Annotated in this window: 15 protein-coding genes and 4 pseudogenes; 8 read left to right on the top strand and 11 right to left on the bottom strand. The window is 57.0% G+C overall.

Features of this window, described 5'->3' with window-relative positions; all coding sequences use genetic code 11:
• Nucleotides 1-470: 470 nt before the first annotated feature.
• The 7 genes from ATY76_RS31925 (at nt 471) to ATY76_RS33900 (ending at nt 13,678) form a co-directional block, all read left to right on the top strand.
• Nucleotides 471-2,288: a TRAP transporter large permease subunit gene (locus ATY76_RS31925; protein WP_013984654.1), complete on the top strand. Its 1,818-nt coding sequence runs from the start codon at nt 471-473 to the stop codon at nt 2,286-2,288.
• Nucleotides 2,289-2,412: 124 nt separating this feature from the next.
• On the top strand, nt 2,413-3,360 hold the full coding sequence (locus ATY76_RS31920) for a TRAP transporter substrate-binding protein (RefSeq protein WP_165914053.1): 948 nt from the start codon (nt 2,413-2,415) through the stop codon (nt 3,358-3,360).
• An 861-nt stretch (nt 3,361-4,221) separates the two neighbouring features.
• Nucleotides 4,222-8,094, top strand: a complete 3,873-nt coding sequence (locus ATY76_RS31915; RefSeq protein WP_141105071.1) for a hypothetical protein — start codon at nt 4,222-4,224, stop codon at nt 8,092-8,094.
• A gap of 107 nt (nt 8,095-8,201) precedes the next feature.
• Nucleotides 8,202-11,846, top strand: coding sequence for a tetratricopeptide repeat protein (locus ATY76_RS31910; RefSeq protein ID WP_141105070.1), 3,645 nt, complete (start codon nt 8,202-8,204; stop codon nt 11,844-11,846).
• Nucleotides 11,843-12,334 (top strand): OmpA family protein, encoded by a 492-nt coding sequence (locus ATY76_RS31905; RefSeq protein WP_210199526.1) that lies wholly within the window; start codon nt 11,843-11,845, stop codon nt 12,332-12,334. Before ATY76_RS31910 ends, ATY76_RS31905 begins: the two co-directional genes overlap by 4 nt.
• 14 nt (nt 12,335-12,348) lie before the next feature.
• Nucleotides 12,349-13,095: a hypothetical protein gene (locus ATY76_RS31900; RefSeq protein WP_088678630.1), complete on the top strand. Its 747-nt coding sequence runs from the start codon at nt 12,349-12,351 to the stop codon at nt 13,093-13,095.
• A gap of 352 nt (nt 13,096-13,447) precedes the next feature.
• Complete coding sequence (locus ATY76_RS33900; protein WP_190233780.1) at nt 13,448-13,678, top strand: hypothetical protein; 231 nt, start codon at nt 13,448-13,450, stop codon at nt 13,676-13,678.
• Nucleotides 13,679-14,744: 1,066 nt separating this feature from the next.
• Here the strand turns inward: ATY76_RS33900 and ATY76_RS31890 are convergent.
• The 9 genes and pseudogenes from ATY76_RS31890 to ATY76_RS31855 all read right to left on the bottom strand — a co-directional run.
• A pseudogene (locus ATY76_RS31890) lies at nt 14,745-15,181 on the bottom strand (transposase); the annotation flags it as partial.
• 182 nt (nt 15,182-15,363) lie between these two features.
• Nucleotides 15,364-15,831: a GNAT family N-acetyltransferase gene (locus ATY76_RS31885; RefSeq protein ID WP_245310210.1), complete on the bottom strand. Its 468-nt coding sequence runs from the start codon at nt 15,829-15,831 to the stop codon at nt 15,364-15,366.
• 23 nt (nt 15,832-15,854) lie between these two features.
• Nucleotides 15,855-16,058, bottom strand: a complete 204-nt coding sequence (locus ATY76_RS31880) for a cold-shock protein (RefSeq protein ID WP_088678628.1) — start codon at nt 16,056-16,058, stop codon at nt 15,855-15,857.
• Between the two features lie 208 nt (nt 16,059-16,266).
• Nucleotides 16,267-17,004: an SIS domain-containing protein gene (locus ATY76_RS31875; protein ID WP_210199525.1), complete on the bottom strand. Its 738-nt coding sequence runs from the start codon at nt 17,002-17,004 to the stop codon at nt 16,267-16,269.
• Between the two features lie 351 nt (nt 17,005-17,355).
• Nucleotides 17,356-18,889: pseudogene (locus ATY76_RS31870) on the bottom strand (IS66 family transposase).
• A gap of 68 nt (nt 18,890-18,957) precedes the next feature.
• On the bottom strand, nt 18,958-19,311 hold the full coding sequence (gene tnpB / locus ATY76_RS33500; RefSeq protein WP_141105069.1) for an IS66 family insertion sequence element accessory protein TnpB: 354 nt from the start codon (nt 19,309-19,311) through the stop codon (nt 18,958-18,960).
• A 169-nt stretch (nt 19,312-19,480) separates the two neighbouring features.
• Nucleotides 19,481-19,693: pseudogene (locus ATY76_RS34405) on the bottom strand (transposase); the annotation flags it as partial.
• A gap of 113 nt (nt 19,694-19,806) precedes the next feature.
• Complete coding sequence (locus ATY76_RS31860; RefSeq protein ID WP_088678627.1) at nt 19,807-20,208, bottom strand: transposase; 402 nt, start codon at nt 20,206-20,208, stop codon at nt 19,807-19,809.
• A gap of 279 nt (nt 20,209-20,487) precedes the next feature.
• On the bottom strand, nt 20,488-21,699 hold the full coding sequence (locus ATY76_RS31855; protein ID WP_088678626.1) for a TIR domain-containing protein: 1,212 nt from the start codon (nt 21,697-21,699) through the stop codon (nt 20,488-20,490).
• A 472-nt stretch (nt 21,700-22,171) separates the two neighbouring features.
• On the opposite strand from ATY76_RS31855, the pseudogene ATY76_RS34400 reads away from it, so the two are divergent.
• Nucleotides 22,172-22,335 (top strand): annotated as a pseudogene (locus ATY76_RS34400) (ISL3 family transposase); the annotation flags it as partial.
• Nucleotides 22,336-22,506: 171 nt separating this feature from the next.
• Here ATY76_RS34400 and ATY76_RS31845 read toward each other — a convergent pair.
• Nucleotides 22,507-24,054 (bottom strand): aminoacyl--tRNA ligase-related protein, encoded by a 1,548-nt coding sequence (locus tag ATY76_RS31845; protein ID WP_088678625.1) that lies wholly within the window; start codon nt 24,052-24,054, stop codon nt 22,507-22,509.
• Nucleotides 24,055-24,215: 161 nt separating this feature from the next.
• Nucleotides 24,216-25,325 (bottom strand): glycosyltransferase (locus ATY76_RS31840; protein WP_088678624.1); only part of this gene is annotated, 1,110 nt, incomplete at its 5' end.

Here is a 25,325-nt window from a genome sequence, read left to right as displayed (position 1 = left end):
TAGGATGCGGCTTGCCCTGGTCGCCAAACAGGACTCGTCGGCTCCAAGATCTCCTAACATTTGTGCACACAAGGCAGTGGAACCTCGATGTGGTCGAGGGCAATTCTCTGCGATCAATCCAGTGACCGATCGATGCCTCGACGGAGGCCGTACTCCTTGCCCTTCAAGACTCCACCAAACGGCAGAAAAAGTGCTTGCCATATTGGGTATGACATCATACCTTATACCTACGCGCAGAGGAGCACAGTGCGCGGAATTCGTGGGAACGCACTTTAGAGAACACTCCGGAACCTTGACCGGCTTTTCCGGCAGGAGCAGTGCGCCCGCGCGAGCGTGGGAGGACAGGTTTTGAGAAATACCCGACTGCGTTGCACCCGCACGCAAACGATCAGGCCTTACCGAATAGGGAGGCCACTATGACTGTTCACGGAGTCATCGAAGATGTTGCAAGGACGTCGAGCTTGGCTGCAATGGCACGCAAGATTGAACATGCCTTGGTAAAATGCCTGGAGATACCGGTAGCACTTCTGGTGCTTTGCGAAATTCTTCTGCTGTTTTCGGCCGTCGTCGCTCGTTACGTATTCCACGTCCCGCTGGTTTGGTCGGACGAACTGGCGTCAATCTTGTTTCTCTGGCTTGCCATGCTTGGTTCGGCCGTCGCTTTTCAGCGGCAGGAACACATGCGCATGACGGCGGTGGTCACCGCATTGAAGGGCGATACACGCCGCTTCGTTGAACTGGTTTCAGTCGCGGCGGCACTTGCCTTCCTCGTGCTGATCCTGCCCGCATCTCTGGAATATGCCACCGAAGAGTCCTACGTCTGGACGCCCGCGATGGATATTCAGAACTCATGGCGCGCCTCGGCGTTGCCGACGAGCTTCGCTTTGATGCTTGTTTTCGCGGTGTTGCGGCTTCTGCAGAGCTCGAATCTCCGTCTAGCGCTCGGTGCGATTGCTGCCGTTGCAGCGGTCTTCTGCCTGTTTTGGGCGCTGAAGCCGGTCTTCGTCGGTCTTGGAAACCTCAATCTTCTCATCTTCTTCGTCGGCGGCGTTGCGGCGTGTGTTTTCGGCGGCGTGCCGATCGCCTTTTCATTCGCGATCGCTACATTCGGCTACCTTATATTGACCACCAGAACGCCGCCTCTAATCATTGTCGGCAGGATCGACGAAGGTGTCAGCCATCTGATCCTTCTTGCGATCCCTCTGTTTGTGTTTCTCGGCCAACTTATCCAGATGACGGGTATGGCGCGGGCGATGGTTGCGTTCCTCGCCAGCCTACTTGGCCATGTGCGCGGCGGGCTTCACTACGTGCTGGTGGCTGCGATGTATCTTGTATCTGGGATATCCGGATCGAAGGCCGCCGACATGGCCGCCGTCGCGCCCGTGTTGTTTCCGGAGATGAAGGAGCGCGGCGCAGACGAAGGCGATCTTGTCGCACTTCTCTCGGCGACGGGCGCCCAGACTGAGACAATCCCGCCTAGCATCGTCTTGATTACAGTGGGATCCGCAACCGGGGTATCGATCGCCGCGCTGTTCACCGGCGGTCTTCTCCCCGGCCTTATTCTGGCGGTAACCCTTTGCTTCTTGGTGCGCTGGCGCTGCCGCAACGATGACCCGAGTCACGTCAAGAGGGCAAGTCGACGGCAGATCGGCAAGCTGCTCCTCGCTGCACTGCCTGCCCTTGCGCTTCCGTTCGTTATCCGTTCAGCCGTCATCGAAGGTGTCGCCACGGCGACAGAAGTTTCGACGATCGGCATTGCATACTCGGTTGTCGCGGGTCTGGTGTTCTATCGTCAGTTCGACTGGCGCCGGCTCAAGCCAATGCTTGTCGAGACGGCGAGCCTGTCCGGGTCTATCCTTCTGATTATCGGCGCGGCCACGGCGATGGCTTGGGGCCTGACGCAATCAGGCTTCTCGACAGCGCTGGCTCAAAACCTTTCAACGCTCCCGGGCGGTGCGGTAACGTTCATGATCGTCTCGATCGTCATATTCATCATCCTCGGCAGTGTGCTCGAGGGGATACCCGCAATCGTACTGTTCGCACCGTTGCTGTTCCCGGTTGCTCAGCAGTTGGGCATCCATCAGGTGCATTACGCCATGGTTGTCGTGTTGGCGATGGGTATCGGCCTCTTCGCTCCACCCTTCGGTGTTGGCTACTACGCTGCCTGTGCAATCAGCCGAGTCAGCCCCGACGCCGGCATGAAACCGATCGTCGGCTACATCGTCGCCATGGCCATTGGTCTTGCTGTGGTTGCTGCGGTTCCGTGGCTCTCGATCGGCTTCCTGTAGCCCGACCTCGACCAACCAAAATTACAGAGCTTATTTGGAGGAGAACGAAATGGTAAATCTGACAAGACGCGCATTCACAGCCACGACGACGCTTGGTCTCAGCGCCACGGCGCTCGGGTTTTCGATGAAGCGAGCGGCCGCAGCCGAGTATTCCCTGAAGTTCGCGTTCAATCTGGCCGAGACCCATCCGATCACCACGCGCGCAAGGGAGGCGGCAGCACGCATCCAACACGAGACAAACGGGCGGGTGGAACTGCAGGTCTACCCGAACAACCAGCTTGGTAGCGACACTGATATGCTGTCGCAGGTGAGAGCAGGCGGCATCGATCTGTTCCTGAACTCTGGTATCAATGTACTGTCCACGATGGTCCCGGCGGCCTCGATCTACGGTCTCGGCTTCATTTTCCCGGACTATGATACGGTTTGGAAGACGATGGATGGTGAACTCGGTGCCGCTCTGCATAAGCTCATCGAAAAGGTGAATCTCCTCCCGATGGAAAAGATGTGGGACAACGGGTTCCGGCACATCACCACCAGCACGCACCCAGTCAACTCGCCCGCAGATCTCGCCGGTATGAAAATCCGCGTTCCAGTCGGAGCGCTGTGGACCTCCATGTTCCAGACGTTTGGGGCAGCTCCGGCGTCCATTAATTTCAACGAACTCTATTCTGCACTTCAGACGAAGGTCGTCGATGGACAGGAAAATTCGCTGGCCAACATCAAGACCGCAAATATTGTCGAGGTCCAAAAATACTGCGCATTAACCCGGCACATGTGGGACGCGTTTTTCTGCGTTGCCAACAAGCGCAACTGGGCAAGCCTGCCGGCGGATGTGCAGGAGGTCGTGAGCCGCAACATCAACCTAGCCGCGCTTGATGAGCGCCAAGATATGGCCAAGTTGTCGGAGTCCCTCAAAGACGTCCTGGCCAAACAGGGCCTTGTATTCAATCAGCCCGACACTGAGGCGTTCAGGCAGAAACTTCGCGACGGCGGCTTCTACACCGGCTGGCGCGAAAAATATGGCGAGGAATTGTGGGCAATTCTCGAGAAGACGGTAGGGAAACTCACGTAGGCCCTAAAAGGTATATGTTCTCCCAGAGGCCGGCTGTCCGGCCGACTTCCGGGTCTCGTGAGAACATCACGAGACCCGGCTTTTTTGGTGACTTTGTGGCAATCGCGTGCAGCGGGTGGCGCCGGCGGATCATACTCGGGCGCCTTGAAGGGATACGAACCGCCGACCCGGTTGTTCCGCTATCGGATTGCAGTTGAAGGGATCTGAACCTGCGGCCCATTTATCATGAGCCGTCCAGCTTTCGGTGCGAAACGTGTCAGCAGCTGTCGCCACACAGGGGGCCCTGACGACAGGGTACCATATGCGCATCGACATGTTATCGCACAACCATGCGGCACTGATGCCACGTCCGCATTCAAGCACAAAGAGAACATCCCAGACCTGCCGCGATATGCTCTTTGTTGATTTCCCGCGCCGTCCAACACCTTGTCGGCCGTGTCCACCTTGATCGCCCTATAGGCGCGCCGCCACCTTTGGTGTCACCGTCAAGCAAAATGGGTGCCGTCGGCCGACCGCCGTCAGTACCAGGCTGCGACCCTAAGGTGAGTTCGAAGAGAGATGACTACATCGCTAGTCAACTCAAACTCGGCGCCTGGCGCCAAGTTTGAAACCGCTGAATACGCCGAAAAGTGTAAAACAAAAGCAATATCCTACTATTTTAACTACGGGGCTCGCCCTTAATATCATTGTTGCCTTCTACCGAAAGTAGATTATAGTCTTCCCTCAGGGGAATTTGTCGACATATGAGTTTTGATAGTCCGTTGCCTCCGTTCATGTGTGAGCGGGCAACAGGTAAGCTTTTGCATATTCGCGTGAATACTAGTTGCGGCAACGTTGAAGTATTGGTCGGGGAGGGCGTCCATGTCGCGGAAATGGGCCTGTCGGTTTTCAGTTCGTACATGCAGTGCAACAGCGATGGTGCTTAGCTCCGCAATGATCGCTCAGCCGAAAGACGAATATGCCCGGGTTTCGCTGGAGCTAGCCTACCATGACAAAACCTCGGGCGACGAGCGCTTTATCTTGCGGCGCGCAAGGAACGATGTCGAGCTGAACTGCGATCGTACGCAAGGCTACTCCACGCCTGCCGCAGTCGCCTTCAATGCAAATTGTGCTCGCCTGCGCGAGGCCGTGTTCAGGGGCGGGTTCCTGCGGCCGGACGAAGCCTATCGCGTGGGCGCCTTTGTTAGATATCTCGACGCATTTCTTGCGCTGCGCCAGCTCGACGACGTGGCGTTGCCGGCGGACCTGCAACAACGCCGTCTGCTGTTGGACAAGGATATCGAATACCGAACCTACCTGTTGAGCATTGGAGATGATTTTCGCGGATCGACCGTCGCAGGAAAACCGTCCATACCCGCAATTCACCTTGCAACGATGCGCGACCTTCTTGCCCAGCTTGAGGTCCTGTCAGGGGAAATCGCCAACTTCGAAGCCCGCATTGACGACAAATCGCTCAAGAACCTCGAGCTGGCGGCCGATGCAGCCGCTGCGGAAGGTCGATTGAGAGCTACCCTTCCGGATGCGGACAAGGTGCAGTTGCTAAAAGGCGAGGCAGAACGCCAGGTCAGTGCGGCCGCAGGACAGATCGAGCTCGTCCAGGCCCGGCAGAAGGAGATCGAGGCTCGGCAGGGAGAGCTTTCGTCCCAGATCGACAGCATCACTGCGAGCATGAGCAAGCAAATCACCTCGGCGGCGGCGAGCTATTTCGGCGTCCCGGAGGAATTGAACCTCATCACGTCCCAAGGGTCCCTCGAGGACCGCTTCAAGCAGTATGTCGGGGCCAAGGCACAGACCATCCTGAATGACAAAGAGATCCTGTCGACATTCGGCGCCCTTGGTGAAGGCGCTGCAGAATATGCCCGCGAGGTCCAGCGCATCCATGGTGAGGTCAAGGACAAGATCAAGACTGTCGAGGACGCCAAGACACGCTTCAATGAGTACCGGCAACGTTTCGAGGATATCAAGCGCCTTGTACGTGAACCGACGAGCGACAACCTCATCCTCCTGGGTTCCCAGGTGCTGGAGCATCTCGACGAGGACGCAGCCGCGTCCCTGCGGGCCGATGTTTGCACATTCGTCGAGAAGACCAAACCGGTTCGGGCGCTCGTGGAACGAGCACGCCAACCCGGAGCAGTGAGCGAGAAAGTGCGATCCGTCGTCACCGACCAGATTGGCCGTCTTCCTGATTTTTCCGGGCAGGCGAAGCAATATGCCCGGTCGATTCTGGTCGAGGTGTCGCCTGCTCGCAGGACTGCATGGATGATCGAACTCCTCGATCGTAGTTATCCTGTGGGCATTGAGAATTCGACGGCAAATCGCGCCAAGCGGGAGCTCGCCGAAGCGGCGTTGAGATTGTGGCCCCGGACCATGATCGAGCAGATTTCCCAACCTCACCGGGAGCGTCTTTTGACGGAACTGCGCCGACGGGTGGGCATAGCGACCGAAGAAGAACTGATCGACAAGATCCGTGTGCTCGCCGTTCCGCGGCTCGAAGTGCGGCTCGACCAGATTATTCTCCTCGTGGATGAACAGGTCTATGTTATAGGCCGCTGGCAGCAGATCAAAAATGCCATTACGCGACTTCGCGGATTTGAACTCGAGGCGAACCGCATCCAGGGGGAGCTTGAGACCACCATCGAACGCCTCTCCTTGAACACTCTCATCAAAGACAAGGTCCTTGGTGAGCTTCCCTTCGACGTCATCGAAGCAAAGGCCGAGGAGTTTTCGAAGTCGATCGACGGCAAGGTTGCCCTTTGGGACAGCATCATCAAGAAGACAGAGGCATCGGCAGGCTGTGAAACCGGTGGCGCGGTGGCCGAGATGGTTGATCTGCAGGTCGGAGCGCGGGCGAGCCGCGAACTGAGCGAAGCTCGCGAGGCGGCGGTAAGACATCCGGAAAGCGAACAAGGGGGGACGCCTTCGCGCAGACAACCAGCGCCGACGTCCAATCAGCCAAGTTCGCCGGAAGAGCAGATGATGTTGCAAGCCGCGGAGATGGCTTTCCCGGGATACGGCACTGCAGCGCGGCTGGCGCTCAGTGTCTGGTCCGGAATACAGCAGACAAAGGATCTCGCACGGCAGATCGAGGATCTGACGAACGAGTCCAATCGCCTGTTGCAGCAGGAACTGCAGTTGCTTGCGACGATAGACGCAGCGCGCATTGCCCTGGAACGGTCCAAGCTCGAAGGCGAAGTCTCGGATGCAAAACGCGCCGCATTCCTTGCGCAGTATGACGCGTTGAGCCGCGCCACGCAAACCGCCGGTGACCAGCAGCTAAAAGGGCTTCAGCTTATCGCCCGACGCCAACCTCTGGTTTTCTACCTGGCCGAGCGGTTACGCGAGGAATACGACCTTCTGGAGCGTTCGATCTCGCTTTGGGGTCCCTATGGCGGAACGATCAGAGATACGATTCGCACGCTTGTCGAGACAGATCCGCAGAACCTGCGGCTGGCGCTGGATACGGACATTCATCTCTACCAGTGGCTTGACCGAGATGAGGAGCGTGCCAGAACCGATATCGATCGGATTACGACGCACTGGCGTCAGATGCTTCGGTTGGCGACCGACGTTTGTGCGCGGATAGGATGCCTGCCCGGCCGAAGCCGGCTGGCACAGGTACAGCAAACGCCACTCATCGACGTTTGTGATCTGATGATCGAAGCCGAATGCCAACGCCTGAGAAACTGGCTCCGGGCCGGAAAGAACGCGGCTGATCGCGGTTCACTCCCCAAATTCACAACACAGCTCTCGTTCGATGTCGGTGGCGGGATCGTCCCGGGCGATCGTCTCAATGTCCGGGTCGTCGACGCTCGGCTCGGCGGATACACCGAGCAAGGAGATCCCTTGCTGCTTGATCAGGCAATCCTGCGACACCCCGGGATCGGATTTGTGCGAACGCCGCGCACCTATGCGCGCGATGCGCTCGAACCGGCCGAGACAGCGACTTTCGACTGGCCCAATCCGTGGGATCTCGAAGCACTCGCGGTGCGATGGGGCGCGACGGCCAATCCGTCACGCCGGAATTTCGAAGGGTACGCGCTATTCACCACGTGGACCCTCTCCCTGTCCTGGTCGCAACCGATGCGTGGCCTCGAAACGGCAATCGGACGAAGCGAGTTCGCCGACAACGGCCGCCTTCAGAGTGGAATTTTGATGCGGGTGGCCTATTCCTATCACCTGCCGTCCACTTTCGAGATGGAGCAGGCATTTGTCTCGCAACGCGGTAGCGCGGGGGGCGAGGATCCTGGCCGCCGAGCCGTGATCCCGATGCACGGCTTGGCCCGCTCAGACCTCCTCGAGGTGCCCGTGCCCGATGCACTGCTCCGCCTGATTGGAACGTCGGACGACTATGCGGCCGCCAGGGCGGCCTGGGCGAACCAGCCAGAAAGTGCGACTGACCTGAGCTGTAACCCCTCCATCGACATTGCCGGCTTGAGTTTTGCCGAGCGCCTTTGCGTCGATAAAATTCCAACAGCCGAAGCGCGGAGGTCTGTTCGCACGGAAGCGCGCCAGCTCCTTCGTAGCTGCCTGCCATCGCATCTTCTTCCAGGATCGTCGAACGATCCACAGCGCGCCGAGCGCGAGCTGGACCAGATTATCAGGACGCGCTTTGGCAAGGAGTACATGACCGCGCTCGCCATTCTCAATGAGCAGCGAAGCGGACAGGGGCCTGCCGATCCGGGTGCGATGAATACCTTCAGCCTCTGCGAAGCCATAAAGAACCGAAGGAGCTGACAATGATCTGTCGTCGCTATTCGACGGTTCCCGCCCGAGTAAGCCGGCGCAGTCGGCTTTTGCTATCGGCTGTCCTGTCGCTCGGTTGTTTGACGGTCACGGCTACCGTGGCAGTCGCACAAGAGAAGGAGCGTTGCGAGAATCTTGTCGCCAGCCCGATCCAATACGACGCAGGCGTAGAGGTGATTTGGGACAATGCCCAGGCATTAACGAACATCCCCAGCATTCACGCAGGGGAAACCGTCGCCTTGAAGGTGGACGGTGCGGTTAACATAAATCGGGAGATCTATGAGGACCGCAAATGCGGTTTCATGGGCATTTCGTGTTGGTATGAGAAAAAGGTCCGAAACAATTTCGTAAAAGCGAACACCCAGCCTCTCAGATATTGGTCGGTCAAAGCCGGCGACACAACCGCACCTCAAAACGAACGCCGTCTATCCGAGGTCAACAAGGTCGAAACGCTTCAGGATGCCGACCTGCCCCGTAAAGAGCAGCCGCGGGACTCGATCGCGATAAAGGCAATGATCGGCGACAGCCAATCGATCCTGCGCCTTGGCTGTCAGGGCGAGCCCAAGACCTGCAGTGCTGGCGCATACACCTTGTCGATTTCGATAGACAGCGCTCCGCGCGCCCAGTTGCTGAGAAAAGCTCTCTCTTCTAAACCTTACACCTACGCGGAGCTCATGGACGAGCAGATTCAGAACAGGAATCTCAGACAGTCCGCCAACCACGTCAAATCATGCTTCGCCGAAGCCCTGTTCAAACAGGCCGTGCTCTTTCATGGACCGGGCGCCGGATCAAGCTCGCAGGAACGCCAGAAGATTCTTCAGGCAGCGCTGCAATACGATGGCGAGAACAATGAGATCAAGACCGCCCTCGCCCAGACCTTCATCGACACCGGGCAATATGCTCAGGCGCGCGCTACCAGCAACGAAACGGTGGGCAACTATGAGAAACTGATCAAAGCCGGCAGCACCGAGACCTCGGTTTTCGAGGGAGCTGCAAAAAACTATGCCGCACTCGCTGAAATAAGTTGGCGTGAAACCGCAGGCAACTCCACCCGAGGCGCTGTCGAAGCGGTGGCTTCGCTAAGGCTTGCTCTCGATCGCCTGTCTCAAAGGCTGGAACGCTCTGCTTTTGATAATGGCGCGGATGACGCCCGCAAGCTGACCGTCGACTATTCGCTCCGGCTCGCCCAGATCCTGGGAAGGATGGGGACGGAGGACAAGATTGACGATGCGGTTTCCACGTTGAAAGAGACGCTCCGACGTATCCCGGTCGAAACCGTTGGCATCCCACTTGAGGCTAGCGTCGTGGGTGGCGAGACTACGACGGTCAATCCCTTTGGTCCGATTGTCATCAACCGCAACTGGACAGAGGCCAGAATCAGTGTTCCAACGCCCAGCACCTGGACCCTCGTTCCATTCGACCGTGATCCAGGAGCGTCGGAAGCCGAGTTGATCGTCCATTCACGCGGGGAGGAATTCGACGTACGGAGGGTCTCGGACTTCATCGAAGCGGGCTCGGCAACGAACATTGTTCTACCCGATCGATCCTGTCACATTGAAGCTGCCTTGCTCGGCGGCGAACAAGTCGCGTCTCTTGTCCGTGACAGCACGTCCAGCGCTGAGAAACCGCGTTCTTCGCTCGTGCTCAGTGGAATTGACTCTCCCGTCAAGGGCGTCGAACGCGAACTGACGCAATTGACGATTTCTCGCAGACACGGACAGCTACCGTCCGCGGTCGCCTATCTTTCGAGCGAGGTTTCAGGCGATATACCCCAATTCGAGGTTTACCGTCATCAACTGATCACGAGCACAAGGGTCGATGCGATCGAGGCGGCAGTCGCCCTTTCGAAGGCGGTCGAAGCAAAAAGCGCAGTGCTGCGCGCCGACCCGACGGGGCGTGTTTTCGCGCTGGGAACAAGCGACAGGGCGCAAGGTCCATACAAATGGAGCCTCATTCGAAGCCGGGCCGACGATAAGAATGCGTTTGTTTCAACGAAGCTTTCCTGTGGCACGAACGATGCCATGGATGATTTGTTGATTGCGGAGCGCAGCGAGACTGCAGTGCACGTGCTTGGTATCGGTCCGTCTTGTCTGGCTGCCAGCGAGCTCCCGGTTGCTGCACCGGCAGGAGGTCAGGAAGCTGTAGCACTCAAACCCCTGGAGGGGCTTGAAGACCGATTCCTGAACGTTGCCAGCGCTCGGCGATCGAAAATCCTCTGGGCGAACGCCGACGGCACCTCGATCGCCGTCCGGGCCGACGCGGACGAGACCCCGACCCGCCTTGTCATCGTGCGGCCTTCCGATGCCGCGGAGATCTTTGAGACCGAACTGGCAGAAATCGATCCGGGTCTGGGGAATGAACACAGTGCGCGCGCGATATGCGGCGAGGCGAAGGGCGTTCAGGCAGAGCCTGCGACGCGATTTCGTGTCGTCGATGTGACGTTCAAATCGGATTCCGATGGCAACGATCCGGCTGCACCGGCTACAGTCTTTCCCGTTGTCAGGATCGTCCATGGCGGAGTTCTGGGATCCCTGGTTATGGAGGCAATTGTCCGTGATGAGGCCAGACCATCCGGTGCCGCCGACGGAGCTGATGCGGTCCTACGATCCGGTCAGATGTCCGGGCGCTCCGCGTTGGTTAACTCCAGCGACTATTTTGACTTCCAGCTCGACCCGAGCGGCCGCATCTGGGCCTTGAGGGCTAGTGGCAACGAGATCGTGCCGCTTGGCCGCGAGAGCAGTCTGCCGGATGACAGTGCATTCAAACCGGTATCGCTGCCTCAGGCCGAGGTGGGTACGCGGTTGACATATCTGATCGATTCCGCTTCCCAGCGGATGAACCTGCAGGTTCTCGAAGAGAACGAAGACGGCGAACCCACACGCTTTGTAGTCGTGGATCCATCTACATCCCTGCCAGGTACCTGTCCGCTCATCGGACCCGACGGCGAGACAGGAACTTTCACAGGCATCTGTACCTCCGATGAGCTTGCGCAATTCGCTGGGGTGAGCGCCGGGGCCACCCTGGCCGCGCTATGGGAAAATCCCTCGCCTTCGGCAACCTACAGAAGGCCAAAGGCCCTGCTTTTCAGTGAAAAGCAGCCAGACGGATCGTTCACCGTGCGTGTCGTGACACTTCCCGTCAGACGGGATAGCCAGGCAGTCGGCTATCATTTGCCTCCAAACGCCGAACCGAGGGCGCTGCTTGGCGAGGCTCAGGGCTCGCCGGTCCTGGTCTATTCCAGGGGAACCGATTGGGCTGCGGCATCGGCGGACAGCACTGAAATCGGTACGGCTGTGACAGTCGCTGAAATCGCTGGCGACAAGACAAGGGTGCTTACCTTCGGGTCACGCCTCCTGGTAATGTCCCCTTCGGCAGACAATCCGATAAGACCCGTTCAGGCATATGCTTTGCTGGAAATGAAGAACGGGACCTTGCGGAAAGTCGACTGCAAGGACTGCCCAATGCCGAACGTCGCGATGGTCGGCAACCTGAAAACATCCCTTTTCCCGCATGCTTCCCTTCGATACGGCATGGCCGGGATCGCGGTCGATCCGCGCCTCGAGCGGATTCTGGTGGTCGGCGATAAGGCGAGCGTGCCGTGGGTAAAGGTGAAACTGGGCGAGGCCGCCAGCATTCAGCCGGTTTCAAACATCCGGTACGGCCTGCCATTCTTCCTGACGAACGACAAGGTCCTCGTTTCGTACAAGCGTGAGGTCCTCGAACGATGGGGCATCGATCCATGAGGGAACTCTGCCGCCAAACCTTTTTCCTGATAGCGCTCGCGTTGGTGCCATCCCCGGCGCTGGCTTCATCATCCAACGTTCTGGTTACTATCATTGTCTTCTTCGGTGTCGGGAAGGATGAGGTCGCCGCGCATTATCACGACCAACTCGAAGACGTCAGAGTCTGCGCCGAGGCGGCGGCAAACAGGCGGGTCGAAATCACTGCCTATACCGACAGGAGCGGGTCGATCGCCGAAAACAGGCTATTGTCCCAGCGCAGGGCGGATGCCGCAGCTGCCGCTCTGGTAGCGGCAGGAGTTCCAGCGCGCCGTATCAGCAAAGCGGAGGGGCTTGGAGAAGATGACCCGCTGGCACGGGATGGCAATCCCATCGCGACCGTGTCCCGACGGGCCGAAATCCTGGTCATCGACGATGGCGAGGCAACAGAAAATCCGGTCGGTGACGCCGAAGGACCACGCGTGACCGAACGCAGCTGTGGTCAACTCTAACGACGGAGCGGGATATGCGTGTTGCCATGAATCGTGTCACCAGATGGGTCGCGGCAGTGTTGTTGATCGGGTTTGCGGCGTCAACCGCGCGCGCCGATCCGGTAGACCTTGTGCTGAACCCCAGCCCGCAGGAGTTTTCCAACACCTGCCAGTCCTATTCGATGGGTCTGGCGATGGCCTTCCACCCAAGTTCACCTTTCGCGGCGACGACCCCGACCGAACTCCGCGAGCTCGAACGGCGCCTTCGAAAGGCACTTACGGACAGTGCCGCGGCGAACAATCACCCGGTGGCAACCAGAGAGGATTGGAAGGTCGCAGTCGAAACTGTCAGCAATGACGTTCTCACGGTCAGTGTCGAGTCGTTCAAGGACCTCGATCCGGCCATGCAGTTCGTTGCGCAAAAGACGGCGATATCAAATCCCGAAGGCCTGGGCGATGTGCTGTCAGCTGCGTTGGTGTCGACGCCGGTAATGATGTCGTTCACGCGGATCGAATCCTCGGACTACAAACCGCAGTCTCACATCGTGACGGTGTTTGGAGTACAGCTTCCCAACGCGTCCATGGACAACACGGCGCATCCGAAATTGCTCCTGGTGAATTCCGCGGTCAAATACGCCAACAATGTCAAGAACATCTGCGCGCAGGAGGCACTCTCCGACAATGATCGTTACCGGGCCATGGTGAGTCTAACCGACAATTATGAACTCAATCTCTTCGGCAACACCAAGCCATATGTGATTACGTACATCTCTAAAAAGTAGACCAAACGAAGAGCCGAGATCCGGGCGGGACTCCAATCAAGATCCGGACAGCGTTCCGAGCAATTACCGGACGGTCCAAAGGTCTTGATGGGAGTTGAACCTGCTACCTCCTCATTAAGTCGCGGGCATTACCTACTTATTTCAATAGGAATAGCAAATCCCTTATTTCGTAGGGGATTGTAATGATTAGATCGTAAGCAGTGTGCCAATCACACATGACCACCAAGACGGGGTTCGTTTTGAAGATCGGCCGGACCCAAGGCGAGTGTGCGTTGATCGCGGTCACGCCGCAAATTCACATGCTGTCGATAGAGGGGCGTTGGGTGAGAACCCATTCGTCAGGATATGGCTCGTGATCCTGCCGGTGCTCCGTCTGGTACTCGCCCCAGCCCTGAAGCTTCCAGTATTTCGTCATGACATCGAAATGGCTATGCCCAGTTATCTCGCCAGCCTTAACGGCCCCCTTATTAAGGAGCGCTCTGAAGCCGTCTCCCATTGGGCCAGCAAGACAAAGGCCGGGGAGCAGTTGACCGTCTGGCTCGGGATCGAGCCAGATTTCGTGGACAAGTTCGTTTTTCATTGAAGTGTTTTACTTCACGAACCATCCTTCCGAAAGAGGCGGTCGGACGCAAAGGGGGAGCTACTACGTGTGGAAATTGCTTGCCATGCCCGGATAATTCCACGGTAAAAGCTTATCGATGCGGGACTGCCTGTGGCCGTTGATGATGGCGGGGAGCGTGGCGGTCAAATAGGCGCGCTAATGCCATGGAATTACTCGGGGCGAACAGACGGCTAAAGTCTGCTATCGGCCCATTGCGGCCATCCGAACTATTTCTAGGGCATTGGCTTCTGATTGGGATTCGCTGCGAGGAATTCGCCGAGAGCCGGGTCCTCTGCATGGCGTTTCTGCTGATCGATAATCGCGAATTTGGTGCCCAACTCGACCTGGAGCAAAACCAAAAGCTGGTCCACATCGCTATTGAAGCGCTCGCACTTGGCTTGTGCCAAAGGCTTGGATCAGGTGGATACAATGGATTGAGGTAGCTAAGATATTCTTGGTCGAGACGGCTGATGAGCGAGTGAACGTTGCTTGGCAATGAAATTCGCGGAGGCACTACAACGTGCCCTTGGAGGTCATAAATGGCGGCATCAAGCGGTCCGACGCCGAATTTGGATCGGGTAGCTTCATCACCCGCCCACAAACAGCCGCCGGCCCCAAAATCAAAGAAGAATCGTAGTGTGCCCTTTGTCATGGCAGGAATAGTCATGTTTTGCGAAATGTACGCAAGTGGCGCATTCCTGCCATCAATGCCGCAGCGGTAGCTTTCGGAACGGCCTACCGCTTGGTCAATATGGGAGGAAAACACCGCTCTGATGTCCGTTGTCAATGCTTTGGGCGCGAGAAACCGGCCGTCCAAACGAACGCTGTTCATGATGATGATCGCGTATGGGTGGAGGCGGAACTGAAGGACGTCGGTGATCAAGCTCTGATGCGCGGGTTGGCTACCGCATTCCCGATTGTGCGTCCGGGGCTGTTCCGATCTTACTGCGGGCGTCGGTCAATTGCCGGCCACAAAGCGTCTGACGGGTGTTCCCCTGCCGTTGTCCCGCCTCCGCCCATGCGCGAGGTGCAAGTTCGCTTCGGCGACTTATGATTTGATCGCCTGCGCCTCCCTTGCAACCGCCCACATGAAGCCGGTCAGCTCGCGGGCAATGGCGGTGCAAACCACCGTCGTTCGCTTTCCTCGAGTGGCGAGCATTCGATATCGAGATGTCAGCCGGCTCGGAGCCTTCCATGCAATTTCTCGAACTTCCGATGGGGCTTGCTTCATGATGTAGAGCTTTCTCGCGCCGACTTTTGGCGGATGCCGATAAGTCCAGGCGCTCTCGACCAGCATGTGCCGAACCCGACCGTTGCCGGCCTTGGTGATCCTACCCCGTCTGTCTCACCCGTTGATCGCTCACCAGGGACCAGGCCGAGATAGCCCATCAGTTGGCGAGGGCTCTCAAATCGGCTCACGTCGCCGACCTCCGTGGCGAATGTCACGGCGACGATCAGATCGACCCCTCGCAGGGTCTGCAGCGAAGACGGACATACGGTCTTACACCTGGAGAGCGACCTGGATGGGCCGTTCGTTCGCAACTTGGGGGAGGCTTTCGCAGCTTTTCCGAAGTTTTGGTAAGTTGAGCTCCCAAGAAGAATGTCGCCGCGTGGTCGCCCTGCGGGAGGCGGGCGTTCGAGGCTCAGAGCAGGGAAGCCTGGCCTCCCTAGTTCTCCTCTGACGTCCAGGCTTTGCATACGGCTGTATTGGTGTGGCGGTAGGTCTCAAAACCCATCCGTTCGTAGTACGACTGAGCGATCGTATTGTCCTTTCCGATGAACGCTTCGATCTTCATCAGCCCTGCCTCGATCGCAGCTTTGCCAGAGGCGGCGAACAGCGCAGTGCCGACGCCCGTCCGCGCGGCGTCCGGCGACACGTGCGTTCCTATGATGCCCCACCCGACAGGCGTGCCGTAGCGGTTGCCTTCGGTGGAACGGATGAGAGACTGGAATCCGAGAAGGGCGCCCTGTTCGTCTTCTGCAAGAGAGCACCGAATACCCACGGGATTGCCGACGTAGTTTTCGAGAACGAATTCAACGTCTGCTCTCGCCGTCCGCTTCCCGGCGGTGACGAGCCCTTGAAGCATCTCGCTCATCGCCTTCACGTCGCCCGTCGTCGCCGTACGAATTTTCACGTGGAAAGGTCCTCGGGAGAAGGTTAGATCGCCCGGACGTTTTCGGCTTTCGACTTCCCGGTCTTTCGATCCTGGCCAAGGTCGTAGGAAACCGACTGGCCCTCTCGTAGCAGCGTCGAGCCCTGCACGGCGCTCACATGGACGAAGACGTCCTGTCCCCCGTTCTCCGGCGCGATGAAGCCGAAGCCCTTGTCCTGGTTGAAAAATTTCACGGTGCCGTTTGCCACTGACCTTCTCCGGTTCACAGATTGTTGACGTGCTTTGATAGCTTCCCGGCCGTTTTTCTGCAACGGCGTCGGCCAGTGGCCGATAGTGCCCGCAAACATCCTGAATTCCCGCCTTACCGTCCGTTAAGTGTAAGCGGTGTCCCGCTTACACCTTGAATGAGCTTTGAAGCCTTTTGCCGCTTCCTTTTTGGCAGACGGCAACTCCGCGCTATCGCGTCAAAGGTTGTCGAGACGTGCCAGACGACCCAGGTAACCGCCATGGTGGCGCGCTCCGTACTCGTTTTCTAGTAAATCCCCTGGTTTCCATAACGGCCATCGCGACGGCGTCGCTGACCGCCAACATGACGGCAATGCTGGAAGTGGGCGTCATGCCGATCGGACATCCCGACTCCTCGACGTCTCCCATATTGATGATAATGTCGCAGCATTCCCGAAGGGATGAGTCTGGATGAGATGTAACGCCGATGTGTCTTGCTACTCCGAGATGGCTGGAAAGTTCGATAATCTCTAGTACTTCGCGTGATTTTCCACTGGTGGAGAATGCGATCATCACGTCGTTCTTACCTACGACTCCCAAATCGCCGTGCGCGGCCTCTGCTGGATGAAGAAAAACAGCGGGCGTGCCGGTGGAACACAACGTCGCCGCAAACTTGTTGGCTATATGCCCGGCCTTGCCGATGCCGGTCGTGAGTACTTTTCCTTGGCATTCCAGGATGACGCGGACGGCCTCCTCAAAATGCTCATCGATTGCTACTGCAAGGATTGCCGAGGCTTCAGCTTCGAGCACCTTTCGCATACGTTGCTTTATATCCAATGAAATTGCCTTTCTCTCAAACATCTGCTGTAGCCGTCCCAAACTGCCATACAACCATTTTTTGCAAAAGCGATCTGGTCGGTAACCGGCGGCCCGGTCAAAAATTGACCAGAATTCTTCGAGAGCTTCCACGACTTCCGATAGGACGCATGGGTGGTCCGCGCCAGCTACGCGGTTTAGAAATGTGCTGGTTCGAAAAAACCTGGCGCGTCCGGCGGATCAATCAGTTTGTCTTTGAAGCAAGCAGCGTGCGCAAACCAAACCTGCCATTTGCCCTCTGAGGTCTCAGCAGTAAGACGAAGAGGATTAGGAGACCTCGCTTCAATGCCTTCTCCGCAAAGGCAACATGGCCCCCATTCAAGGTGCGGGTTATTTTCCACGATTCTAGTCCTAGCGCTGTTTGAAGATTCCTCTCTGCGACGACTGAGGCTAGCATCGAGCAAGTCTGTCCGCAAAGGGCCGAGGAGAGCCTCTAGGCACGTATCAGCCTGAGGGACAATTCCACGGCAGGAGACCCTCGATCTGACTTTGCTTATGGCCCTTCACGATGGCGGTGAGCGTCGCGGTCAGGTAGGCCAGCGGGTCGACAGCGTTGAGCTTGCAGGTTTCGATGAGCGAGGCGATGGTCGCCCAGTTCTCGGCTCCGGCATCGTGTCCGGCGAAAAGAGCATTCTTCCGGTTGAGCGCTATAGGCCGGATAGTTTCTCGACGGTATCGTTGTCGACCTCGATGCGACCGTCGGTCAGGAAGACGCAGAGGCCATCCCAGTATTTGGCGATATAGGCGAGCGCTTCGCCGAGAGGCGACTTGCCAGCCACGCGGGCACAATGATGCGTCAGCCAAGTCCGCATGTCTGCGATCAACGGCGCTGATCGTTCTTTCCTCCCAGCGAGGCGAGCGTCGGCGTCGAGACCGCGCAGTTCTGCTTCGATGCGATAGAGTTCGCCGATCCGCTTCACGCCGTCGTCCGCAATCGGTGCCGAGCCGTTGGGGGTGATCTCGACGAACTTGCGCCGTGCATGCGCCCAACAATAGGCGAGCTGAATGTCGGGACCAACGCGATCCGGGCGATCAAGCGGTTATATCCCGCGTAACCGTCCACCTGAAGGACGCCTGTGAACCCTTGCAATATCGGCTCGGCATGCTGCCCACTGCGACCCGGAGCATAGGTGAAGGCGACGCATGGCGGAGCATCTCCACCCCACGGTCGGTCATCGCGAGCCAGCGCCCAGAAGTATCCAGCTTTGGTTTTGCGCGAACCGAGATCGAGGACTGGCGCACGCGTCTCGTCCATGAACAGTTTGGTCGAGCGCTTCAGGTCGGCGATCAGAGCGTCGAAGACTGGGCGAAGTTCAAATGCCGCCCGGCCGACCCAGTCGGCGAGCGTCGAACGGTCGAGATCAACGCCTTGGCGGCTCATGATCTGGGCCTGTCGGTAAAGTGACAGGTGATCGGCATATTTGGAGACCAGCACATGGGCGACGGTCGCTTCTGTCGGCAATCCAGCCTGGATCAATCGCGCGGGAGCTGGAGCCTGGGCAACGCCGTCGGTGCAGGTACGGCAGGCATATTTGGGACGACGCGTGACGATGACGCGAAATTGCGCCGGGATGACATCGAGCCGCTCGGAGACGTCCTCGCCGATGCAATGCAGGCGGCCGCCACAGGCGCAGATCAAGCCTGCCGGTTCGATGATCTCCTCGATTCGAGGAAGATGCGCGGGCAGAGAACCGCGATTGGCGGCGCGGGGTTTAGGTTGCGGCTTCCCAGAGGGGCTATCGGCTTCGTCTTCGGCATGGACGGCCGCAATGGCCGTTTCCAGGTCCTCCAATGCGAGATCGAATTGCTCCGGATCAGACTTCTCGGATTTGCGGCCGAAGGCTGCCTGCTTGAAAGCGGCGACCAACTTCTCCAGTCGCTCGATCCGTTCATCCTTGCGAACTTCACGCGCTTGCGCCGCGATCAACATCGCCTTCAGAGCAGCAACATCGTCAGGAAGATCGGCGGCGTCCAGCATGTTCGAAGTCTATCAAAGACAGCGGCACTTCGTCGTTGGAATTTGTCGCCCGAGTCATCGTGCCGCATCTATTCAATGGCGTCCGGCGGTCTCGCCTCCACGGAACGGACCCGACGCCAGTCGAGGCCTGCAAACAACGCCTCGAACTGAGCATGGCCCAAGGTCATCAGACCATCCTTGATGCCCGGCCAGGTGAACGTGTGGTCTTCCAGCCGCTTATAGGCCATCACCAGCCCGCTGCCATCCCAGTAGATCAGCTTCAGTCGGTCCGCTTTGCGCGACCGGAACACGAAGACGGCTCCCGTGAAAGGGTCTTTGTGCAGCTCGTTCTTGACCAGGGCCGCCAGGCCATCGTGGCCCTTGCGGAAATCGACTGGCTTGGTTGCCACCATGATCCGAACCCGGTTCGATGGAAAGATCATGCCTGAACCGCGCAAGCACGCGCGTCGGCGGCAATTCGCGCGGCAGACGCCCCTTCTCCATACGGATCGTGACAGAACCTACGACAATCTCGGGGCGACGGCCCTCTTTGATATGCGGCTCCACAGCAGGCGGATCGACAATCACCGCTGCGAACTCCAGTGGGTCTTCGGGTGCGGGCAGCACCAGCTTGCCCTGCCGGGCCATTGTTCGCCAGGTGGACAGATGGTTCGGCTTTAAGCCATGCCGCTCTGCGACCTCATTCACCATTGCGCCGGGCCTAAGGCTCTCCGAAACGATCTGCGCCTTGACCTCGTCCGGCCATTGCCGGTGAACCTCACGTCCAGGCTTCCTGGTCGTGAGAACCTCCAAAGTACTCTCCATGGAGAAACTCCCGTTGCTCGTCCATGGATAGGCGATCAGAGATCACGGCGGCGAGGACAACGTGGGAGCGGAACATCGGTTACCCATGATCCGCACGCGGTTCGATGGAAAGATCATGCCGTGGCCGCCAAGGCACGCGCAATAGCGGCGATCCGGGCAGCCGAAGCACCTTCCTCAAGACGGATCGTGACCGGACCCACCACGATCTCCGCGCGGGAGACTGATTTGGTGGATGGCCGCTCCGGCGCGTCAATCGGCGCGGGCAGCTCGACAATCATGGCTGCGAATTCGACCACGTCTTCCGGCTGCGGCAAAAGCAGCTTGCCCTGCCGCGCCAGCGTGCGCCAACTCGACAGGCGGTTAGCCTTCATCCCGTAGCGGTCCGCCACTTCGTTCACCGTCACGCCCGGACGCAAGCTCTCCGAAACGATCCGCGCCTTCACCTCATCAGGCCAATGGCGATGCGTCTCACGTCGACCTCGCTGCGTCGTGAGAACCTCCAATGTAGACTCCATGGAGAAACTCCTTGTCGCTTGTCCATGGAACGTCGATCACAGATCAGGCGACAGCGAACAATGTGGAAACGCAACACCGGTTACGCTGAAGTCTGCTGTCGGCCCTAAGCTGTCATTGAAAGTCTGCTTGTGTGACGGCCGCTTCGCGCCTCCAAGGCGGTCTTTAAACAACGTGGCAACGAGCCTTCTAAGCGGCCGTTTGCCGTAAACGGCAAATTTCGGGATACGGACAGGACAAATCTTCCGGCACCAACTCTTAAATAGACCAAAGGCTATTTCTTACCTTTGAGTTCTCTCGTCCGCTGGATTAAGAAACTCGAGACCTGAATGTTCGCCTGGAAGGCCCAATCTTGTAAACGCGCCCATTTCTAAACGAGTCGCGGTGAACGATATTTTCGACCGATAGGTTTTGAACATGGAAGCGTTATCGGAGCGAGGCCGATTGTTTAGAACTTTGCATTTTTCAAACGAAACATCACTTCGATCTATAGTAAACGCATCAAAACATAGGTTATCGTAGAAATCTACTTCAACTATATCCAGTGAGGATGTCTCTGTAGATTTGAATATTCCGTAAGAGCATTCAAATATATCGCAGTTTTGGAAACGAATGAATTGACTGTGTTCAGTTTCAAACCCGTATGTTCCACATCCAAAAATTTTGCAATTTTGAACGGTAACAGAAGAACAATGCGTGAATCTCATGACGGCACCTGCGCAATCGCCGCTCTTAGGCCAATGACCAGCAGAAATGTTTTCAATCACAACGCCATGGCAATTTTCAAAATTCATCGTGGTGGCATATCGAGGCTCAACGGTTACACGAATGCCCTCAGCACCCCTTATTGTTAGGTTGTCTAGATTTCTGAAGACTAATTCTTCGCCGTCGAACACTTCCCTGACGTAAACATGGCGATTATCAGGGACCTCGATTCCTGAAAGCGAAAAACTCTGCTGTATAGAGATGCTTGTATTTGAGCCAATACAACTCAAGAACTCATCCGCGGAATGTACACTGACTTCGCGGCATTCAGTCGCTTCCGCAACGATTGCTTCTAACGAGGAGATATACGTAACAAGTTCAGAAAAATTGGCGTTAAAGCAGTCAATGTACTGGTACTGAGCGAACGAAATGCCATCTATGCGGGTTTTCGGTATTTGGCAATCCTCAGTACGCACAGGCAAAATATACGTTTGTCCAGCCGGAATTAAAGCCAATTTTGTAAGCGCTTGTCGAAATTCAGATTGTACATAGCCGACTTTTTTTACAGAATTTTTCGAAAACAAGGGCAGAAAGTACTTTGATTTATTGATTACCTCCCGAAGCCGGTCTTCCCATAATTCGCCAGGTTTTAGCCCTTCGAGCCTGTACGGAGAAGGGGGCTTGTCCATCCAGGCATTCAATCCCGCTTCACGCAGCCTTCGATACAACACGTGGGCGAGTTGTAAGTCCTCGCTCGCGTACGATATGAAGCATATTGGTTCGTTCATTGATTTTTTCCAAATCCAGCTCCAGACGAAATTCGTCTGGCTGTTTGATTGCTATCAAAAACATTCCGCCACTTACATTGCAATCAACGAATGCGTTCAGGTGACGTTTCTACGTACTCAATCTAGGTTTCCCTGAAACCATCCCGTGACCGCTTTTGGCGCGTACTTGCCATCAATGTCGGAGCGGCATTTTTCGGAATGGCCAATCGAGCTTGGTCAATGTGCGAGGAAAACACCCCTTGCGTTGAACCGCATTCCTTCCGCCCGAACGATTGCCCGCCTTTTGACAACCAGCAGAGACAACCTATGAAATCCGAGACCGTCACCATCGCCGCAATCGAAAGCGGTGTTCTTGCTCATGGTGGCTCGCGACATTATCGCCGACTTCCATCTTATGATCCGGCGCAAGGCGGAAAACCGATTCGCGTCGGGGATCGAGCGCGCCCGCGACAGTATGGTTTCCTCCCGTGGTAATGGTTTGGCGAAAGACATGCAGGCAGTCCGAGCAGCGATCGTATCACCATGGTCCAATGGACAACCGAGGGGCAGATTACCAAGCTCAAGCTGGTAAAGCGCCAGACGTACGGACGCGGGCAGCTTGATCTTCTTCAAGCCCGCCTGATTGGCGCGACATGAGAGAATTACACTAGATCCGCGTTAGAGCCGAATTTGCACGCCGAAACACACGCTTCGTCTGCAAGCTGTGATACCAACGTAGGGCGGAGATGCCATCACAGCCCATCGAACGCGGCAAACCGCAATCAGGCCTCGTTGCCCTGTGCTGATCGACCTGCGACGATCCTGACATCAATAGGCCCGTCCGATGATGATCTCTTCAACTCCTGGCAAGCCGGTGAAGACGCAGGGTTCGAAAACCTCAGGCTGATCCAGTGGTGCATTTCTTATGGTTAGCCTGAGCGCTTTCAACTGATTTTCAACTGCCGTTAGTCTTACTCCAGTCGGCTTTGACCATGAGCATCGCGCCCAGCCTTTCACTTGATGAAATTGCTCATCATCGCCCCCTTGACCATAGTATTGGGAAAGGCCAGTGTAGTCTTTGATATCAGATCTTGTCATAGAGTAAAGTCTATCTGCGGCCTCCTGAAGCAAATTATCTTGAATATCTCGGAGTATAGACTCAGCGCCCGAGACGAAATCTTCGATGTCGGCTGAGTTGATGATTATTCTATCGTTCGTCCGAAGTCTGTCTCTGCGGATAAAGCTCACTGTCTTCGCTGAATTATCACGTGAGCCTATCTCGCAAATAACGGGAGCCCCTCGACGGATCCACGTCCACCTTTTTTCAGCGCTGTTTTCGAGCCCGGTATCGACTTTCACTCTAACTGGACTGCCGAAATAATTGGCCATTCTCAAACGGCCTGCAATCAGATTGCAGTATTCAAGAATGTCTTCGTCTTGAGCTTTGCCGCGCAGCATAGGGACCAGAACGACCTGATGTGGGGCCACGGCTGGCGGGCAACGCAATCCATCATCGTCACCATGCGTCATAATGAGCCCGCCTATGAGGCGAGTGGATGCGCCCCAGCTCGACGTATGGCAATAATGTTGTTCACCTGTTCTTCCCTGGAATTGAACGTTCTGAGCCCGAGAGAAATGCGTTCCTAAGTAATGCGAAGTACCCGCTTGAAGCGCCTTTCCATCCTGCATCATGGCTTCAACAGATAATGTGCTGACAGCACCTGGAAAACGCTCGTGCTCAGGTTTTTCACCAGCAAGTGTGGGTATCGCAAGGACTGCCTCCACAAAATTTTTATACAGGCCTAAAGCTAACTTGGTACTTTCGTAAGCTTCAGGGCCGGTTTCATGAGCAGAGTGTCCCTCTTGCCATAAAAACTCGGTGGTGCGGAGGAACATTCGAGTCCTCATCTCCCAGCGAACTACGTTCGCCCATTGGTTAATACGGACGGGCAAGTCGCGATAACTTTTAATCCACCTCTGGAAAGAGTCACCAATGATTGTCTCGGACGTCGGCCTCACGATTAGCGGATCTTCGAGCACGGCCTCAGGATCAATCTGGAGCTTCCCTCCGATGTTTGCTAGCCGATGATGCGTTACAACCGCCATTTCCTTCGCGAATCCCTCCACGTGCTGTGCTTCTTTCTCAAAGAAGCTCATGGGGATAAAGAGAGGAAAATAACAATTCTCAAAACCAAAAGCTTTTATTCTATCATCCAGCTGGCGCTGTAAAAGCTCCCATATCCCGTAACCCCATGGTTTAATTACCATACATCCGCGAACCGGCGAAAGTTCAGCAAGATCAGCCTCACGAACAATAGCCTGATACCAGGCGGAGAAATTTTCAGAGCGGCTAACAGACAGCGCGTATTTTTTCATGGATACTCATCATCGCAGATATTGGTTTAATCCGGACACCCGACGTAGACCATCTCCAGGCCAACTGCAACATTCGCGCGACGAAGATCCGACGCCGCATGGTTTGTGACCAGGCAAGTGAGTTTAAGCTGAGCTGAGCGGATGCTCTTTGTGCTCCTTCCTCAATCAACTTTACTGGTAGCGCCCGAACTCAAAACAAAAAGATATCGGCGTTGAGCATCAAGCACCTTATGAACCGCGCCGGCTATTCGAGTCAGCCCCTCGAGATGCATGTTGCTGCCGCTCTTCGACGGCGGCAGGCGGGAGGGCAGACGCTTCAGCGCCTCGGACATCACGGTCGGATCGGCCGATTGCTCCGGCAGCAGCATATCGACGAGGCCGAGTTCGCTGGCGCGCTTGGCGCGCAGCAGCTGTTCCTCGCGCGGCTTGACGCGCGGTACGATCAGCGCCGGCTTGTCGAAGGAAAGGATCTCGCAATAGGTGTTGTAGCCGCCCATGGCGACGACGCCGGTGGCACCGGCGATCAGTTCTTCCATGTGATTGTCGAACTCGATCACCTCGATATAGGGGATCGCTTCGCCCTTCTGCACCAGCTTGGCGCGCTCGGCCGCCGGCATATAGGGTCCGAGCACGACTAGCGCCTTCTGCGTCAGCGTCGGGTCGGCCTCGTAGGCGTTCATGACGTCGTGGACGAGATCGGAGCCGTCGCCGCCGCCGCCCGTGGTGACGAGGAGGTAATTATCCTTGCGGGCGTTGATCGAGCTCTTGCCCCTGGAGACGCTGCGCTGAAGGAAGCCGACGAAATCCATCTTCCGGCGCAGGCTGGCCGGCACGTCGAGACCGATCAGCGGGTCATAGAAGTCGGGCGGACCGTAAACCCAAACGCTGTCGTAATACTGGTCGATCTTCTGCATGATGCTGTTCTTCTTCCACTCGGCCTCGAGCAGATGCGGCGCATCCATGATCTCGCGCAGGCCTAGCACCAGCACGGTGCCGCGGGCCTTCAGATAGGCAAGCGTATCCTCGACCTCGCCCTTCAGCCCCATCGGCTCCTTGTCGACGATGAAGATGTCGGGCTGGAAGGTCTCGGCGGTATGGCGAATGCTGGATTCGCGCATCTTCAGCGTTTCGTGCAGGTCGATGTGGCTGGCGAGCGACGTATATTCGCCGTTGCGCAGCTTGATGACGCTCGGGATCTTCACGAAGTCGACGCGGGCGCGGTAGTCGAAGGCGCCGGCGATCGTGGCACCCGAAATGATCAGGATATTGAG

Source organism: Rhizobium sp. R339 (genome assembly GCF_002211395.1).
Classification (GTDB): Bacteria; Pseudomonadota; Alphaproteobacteria; order Rhizobiales; family Rhizobiaceae; genus Rhizobium.
This window is presented reverse-complemented; position numbering and strand designations above follow the sequence as displayed.

Excerpts from the sequence above, each read along its gene's own strand:
- ATY76_RS31905 (WP_210199526.1), top strand. The coding sequence starts at position 11,843 with ATGAGGGAACTCTGCCGCCAAACCTTTTTCCTGATAGCGCTCGCGTTG.
- ATY76_RS31920 (WP_165914053.1), top strand. The coding sequence starts at position 2,413 with ATGAAGCGAGCGGCCGCAGCCGAGTATTCCCTGAAGTTCGCGTTCAAT.
- tnpB (WP_141105069.1), bottom strand. The coding sequence starts at position 19,311 with ATGATCTTTCCATCGAACCGGGTTCGGATCATGGTGGCAACCAAGCCA.
- ATY76_RS31925 (WP_013984654.1), top strand. The coding sequence starts at position 471 with ATGGCACGCAAGATTGAACATGCCTTGGTAAAATGCCTGGAGATACCG.
- ATY76_RS31900 (WP_088678630.1), top strand. The coding sequence starts at position 12,349 with ATGCGTGTTGCCATGAATCGTGTCACCAGATGGGTCGCGGCAGTGTTG.
- ATY76_RS31860 (WP_088678627.1), bottom strand. The coding sequence starts at position 20,208 with ATGGAGTCTACATTGGAGGTTCTCACGACGCAGCGAGGTCGACGTGAG.
- ATY76_RS31855 (WP_088678626.1), bottom strand. The coding sequence starts at position 21,699 with ATGAACGAACCAATATGCTTCATATCGTACGCGAGCGAGGACTTACAA.
- ATY76_RS31915 (WP_141105071.1), top strand. The coding sequence starts at position 4,222 with ATGTCGCGGAAATGGGCCTGTCGGTTTTCAGTTCGTACATGCAGTGCA.
- ATY76_RS31845 (WP_088678625.1), bottom strand. The coding sequence starts at position 24,054 with ATGAAAAAATACGCGCTGTCTGTTAGCCGCTCTGAAAATTTCTCCGCC.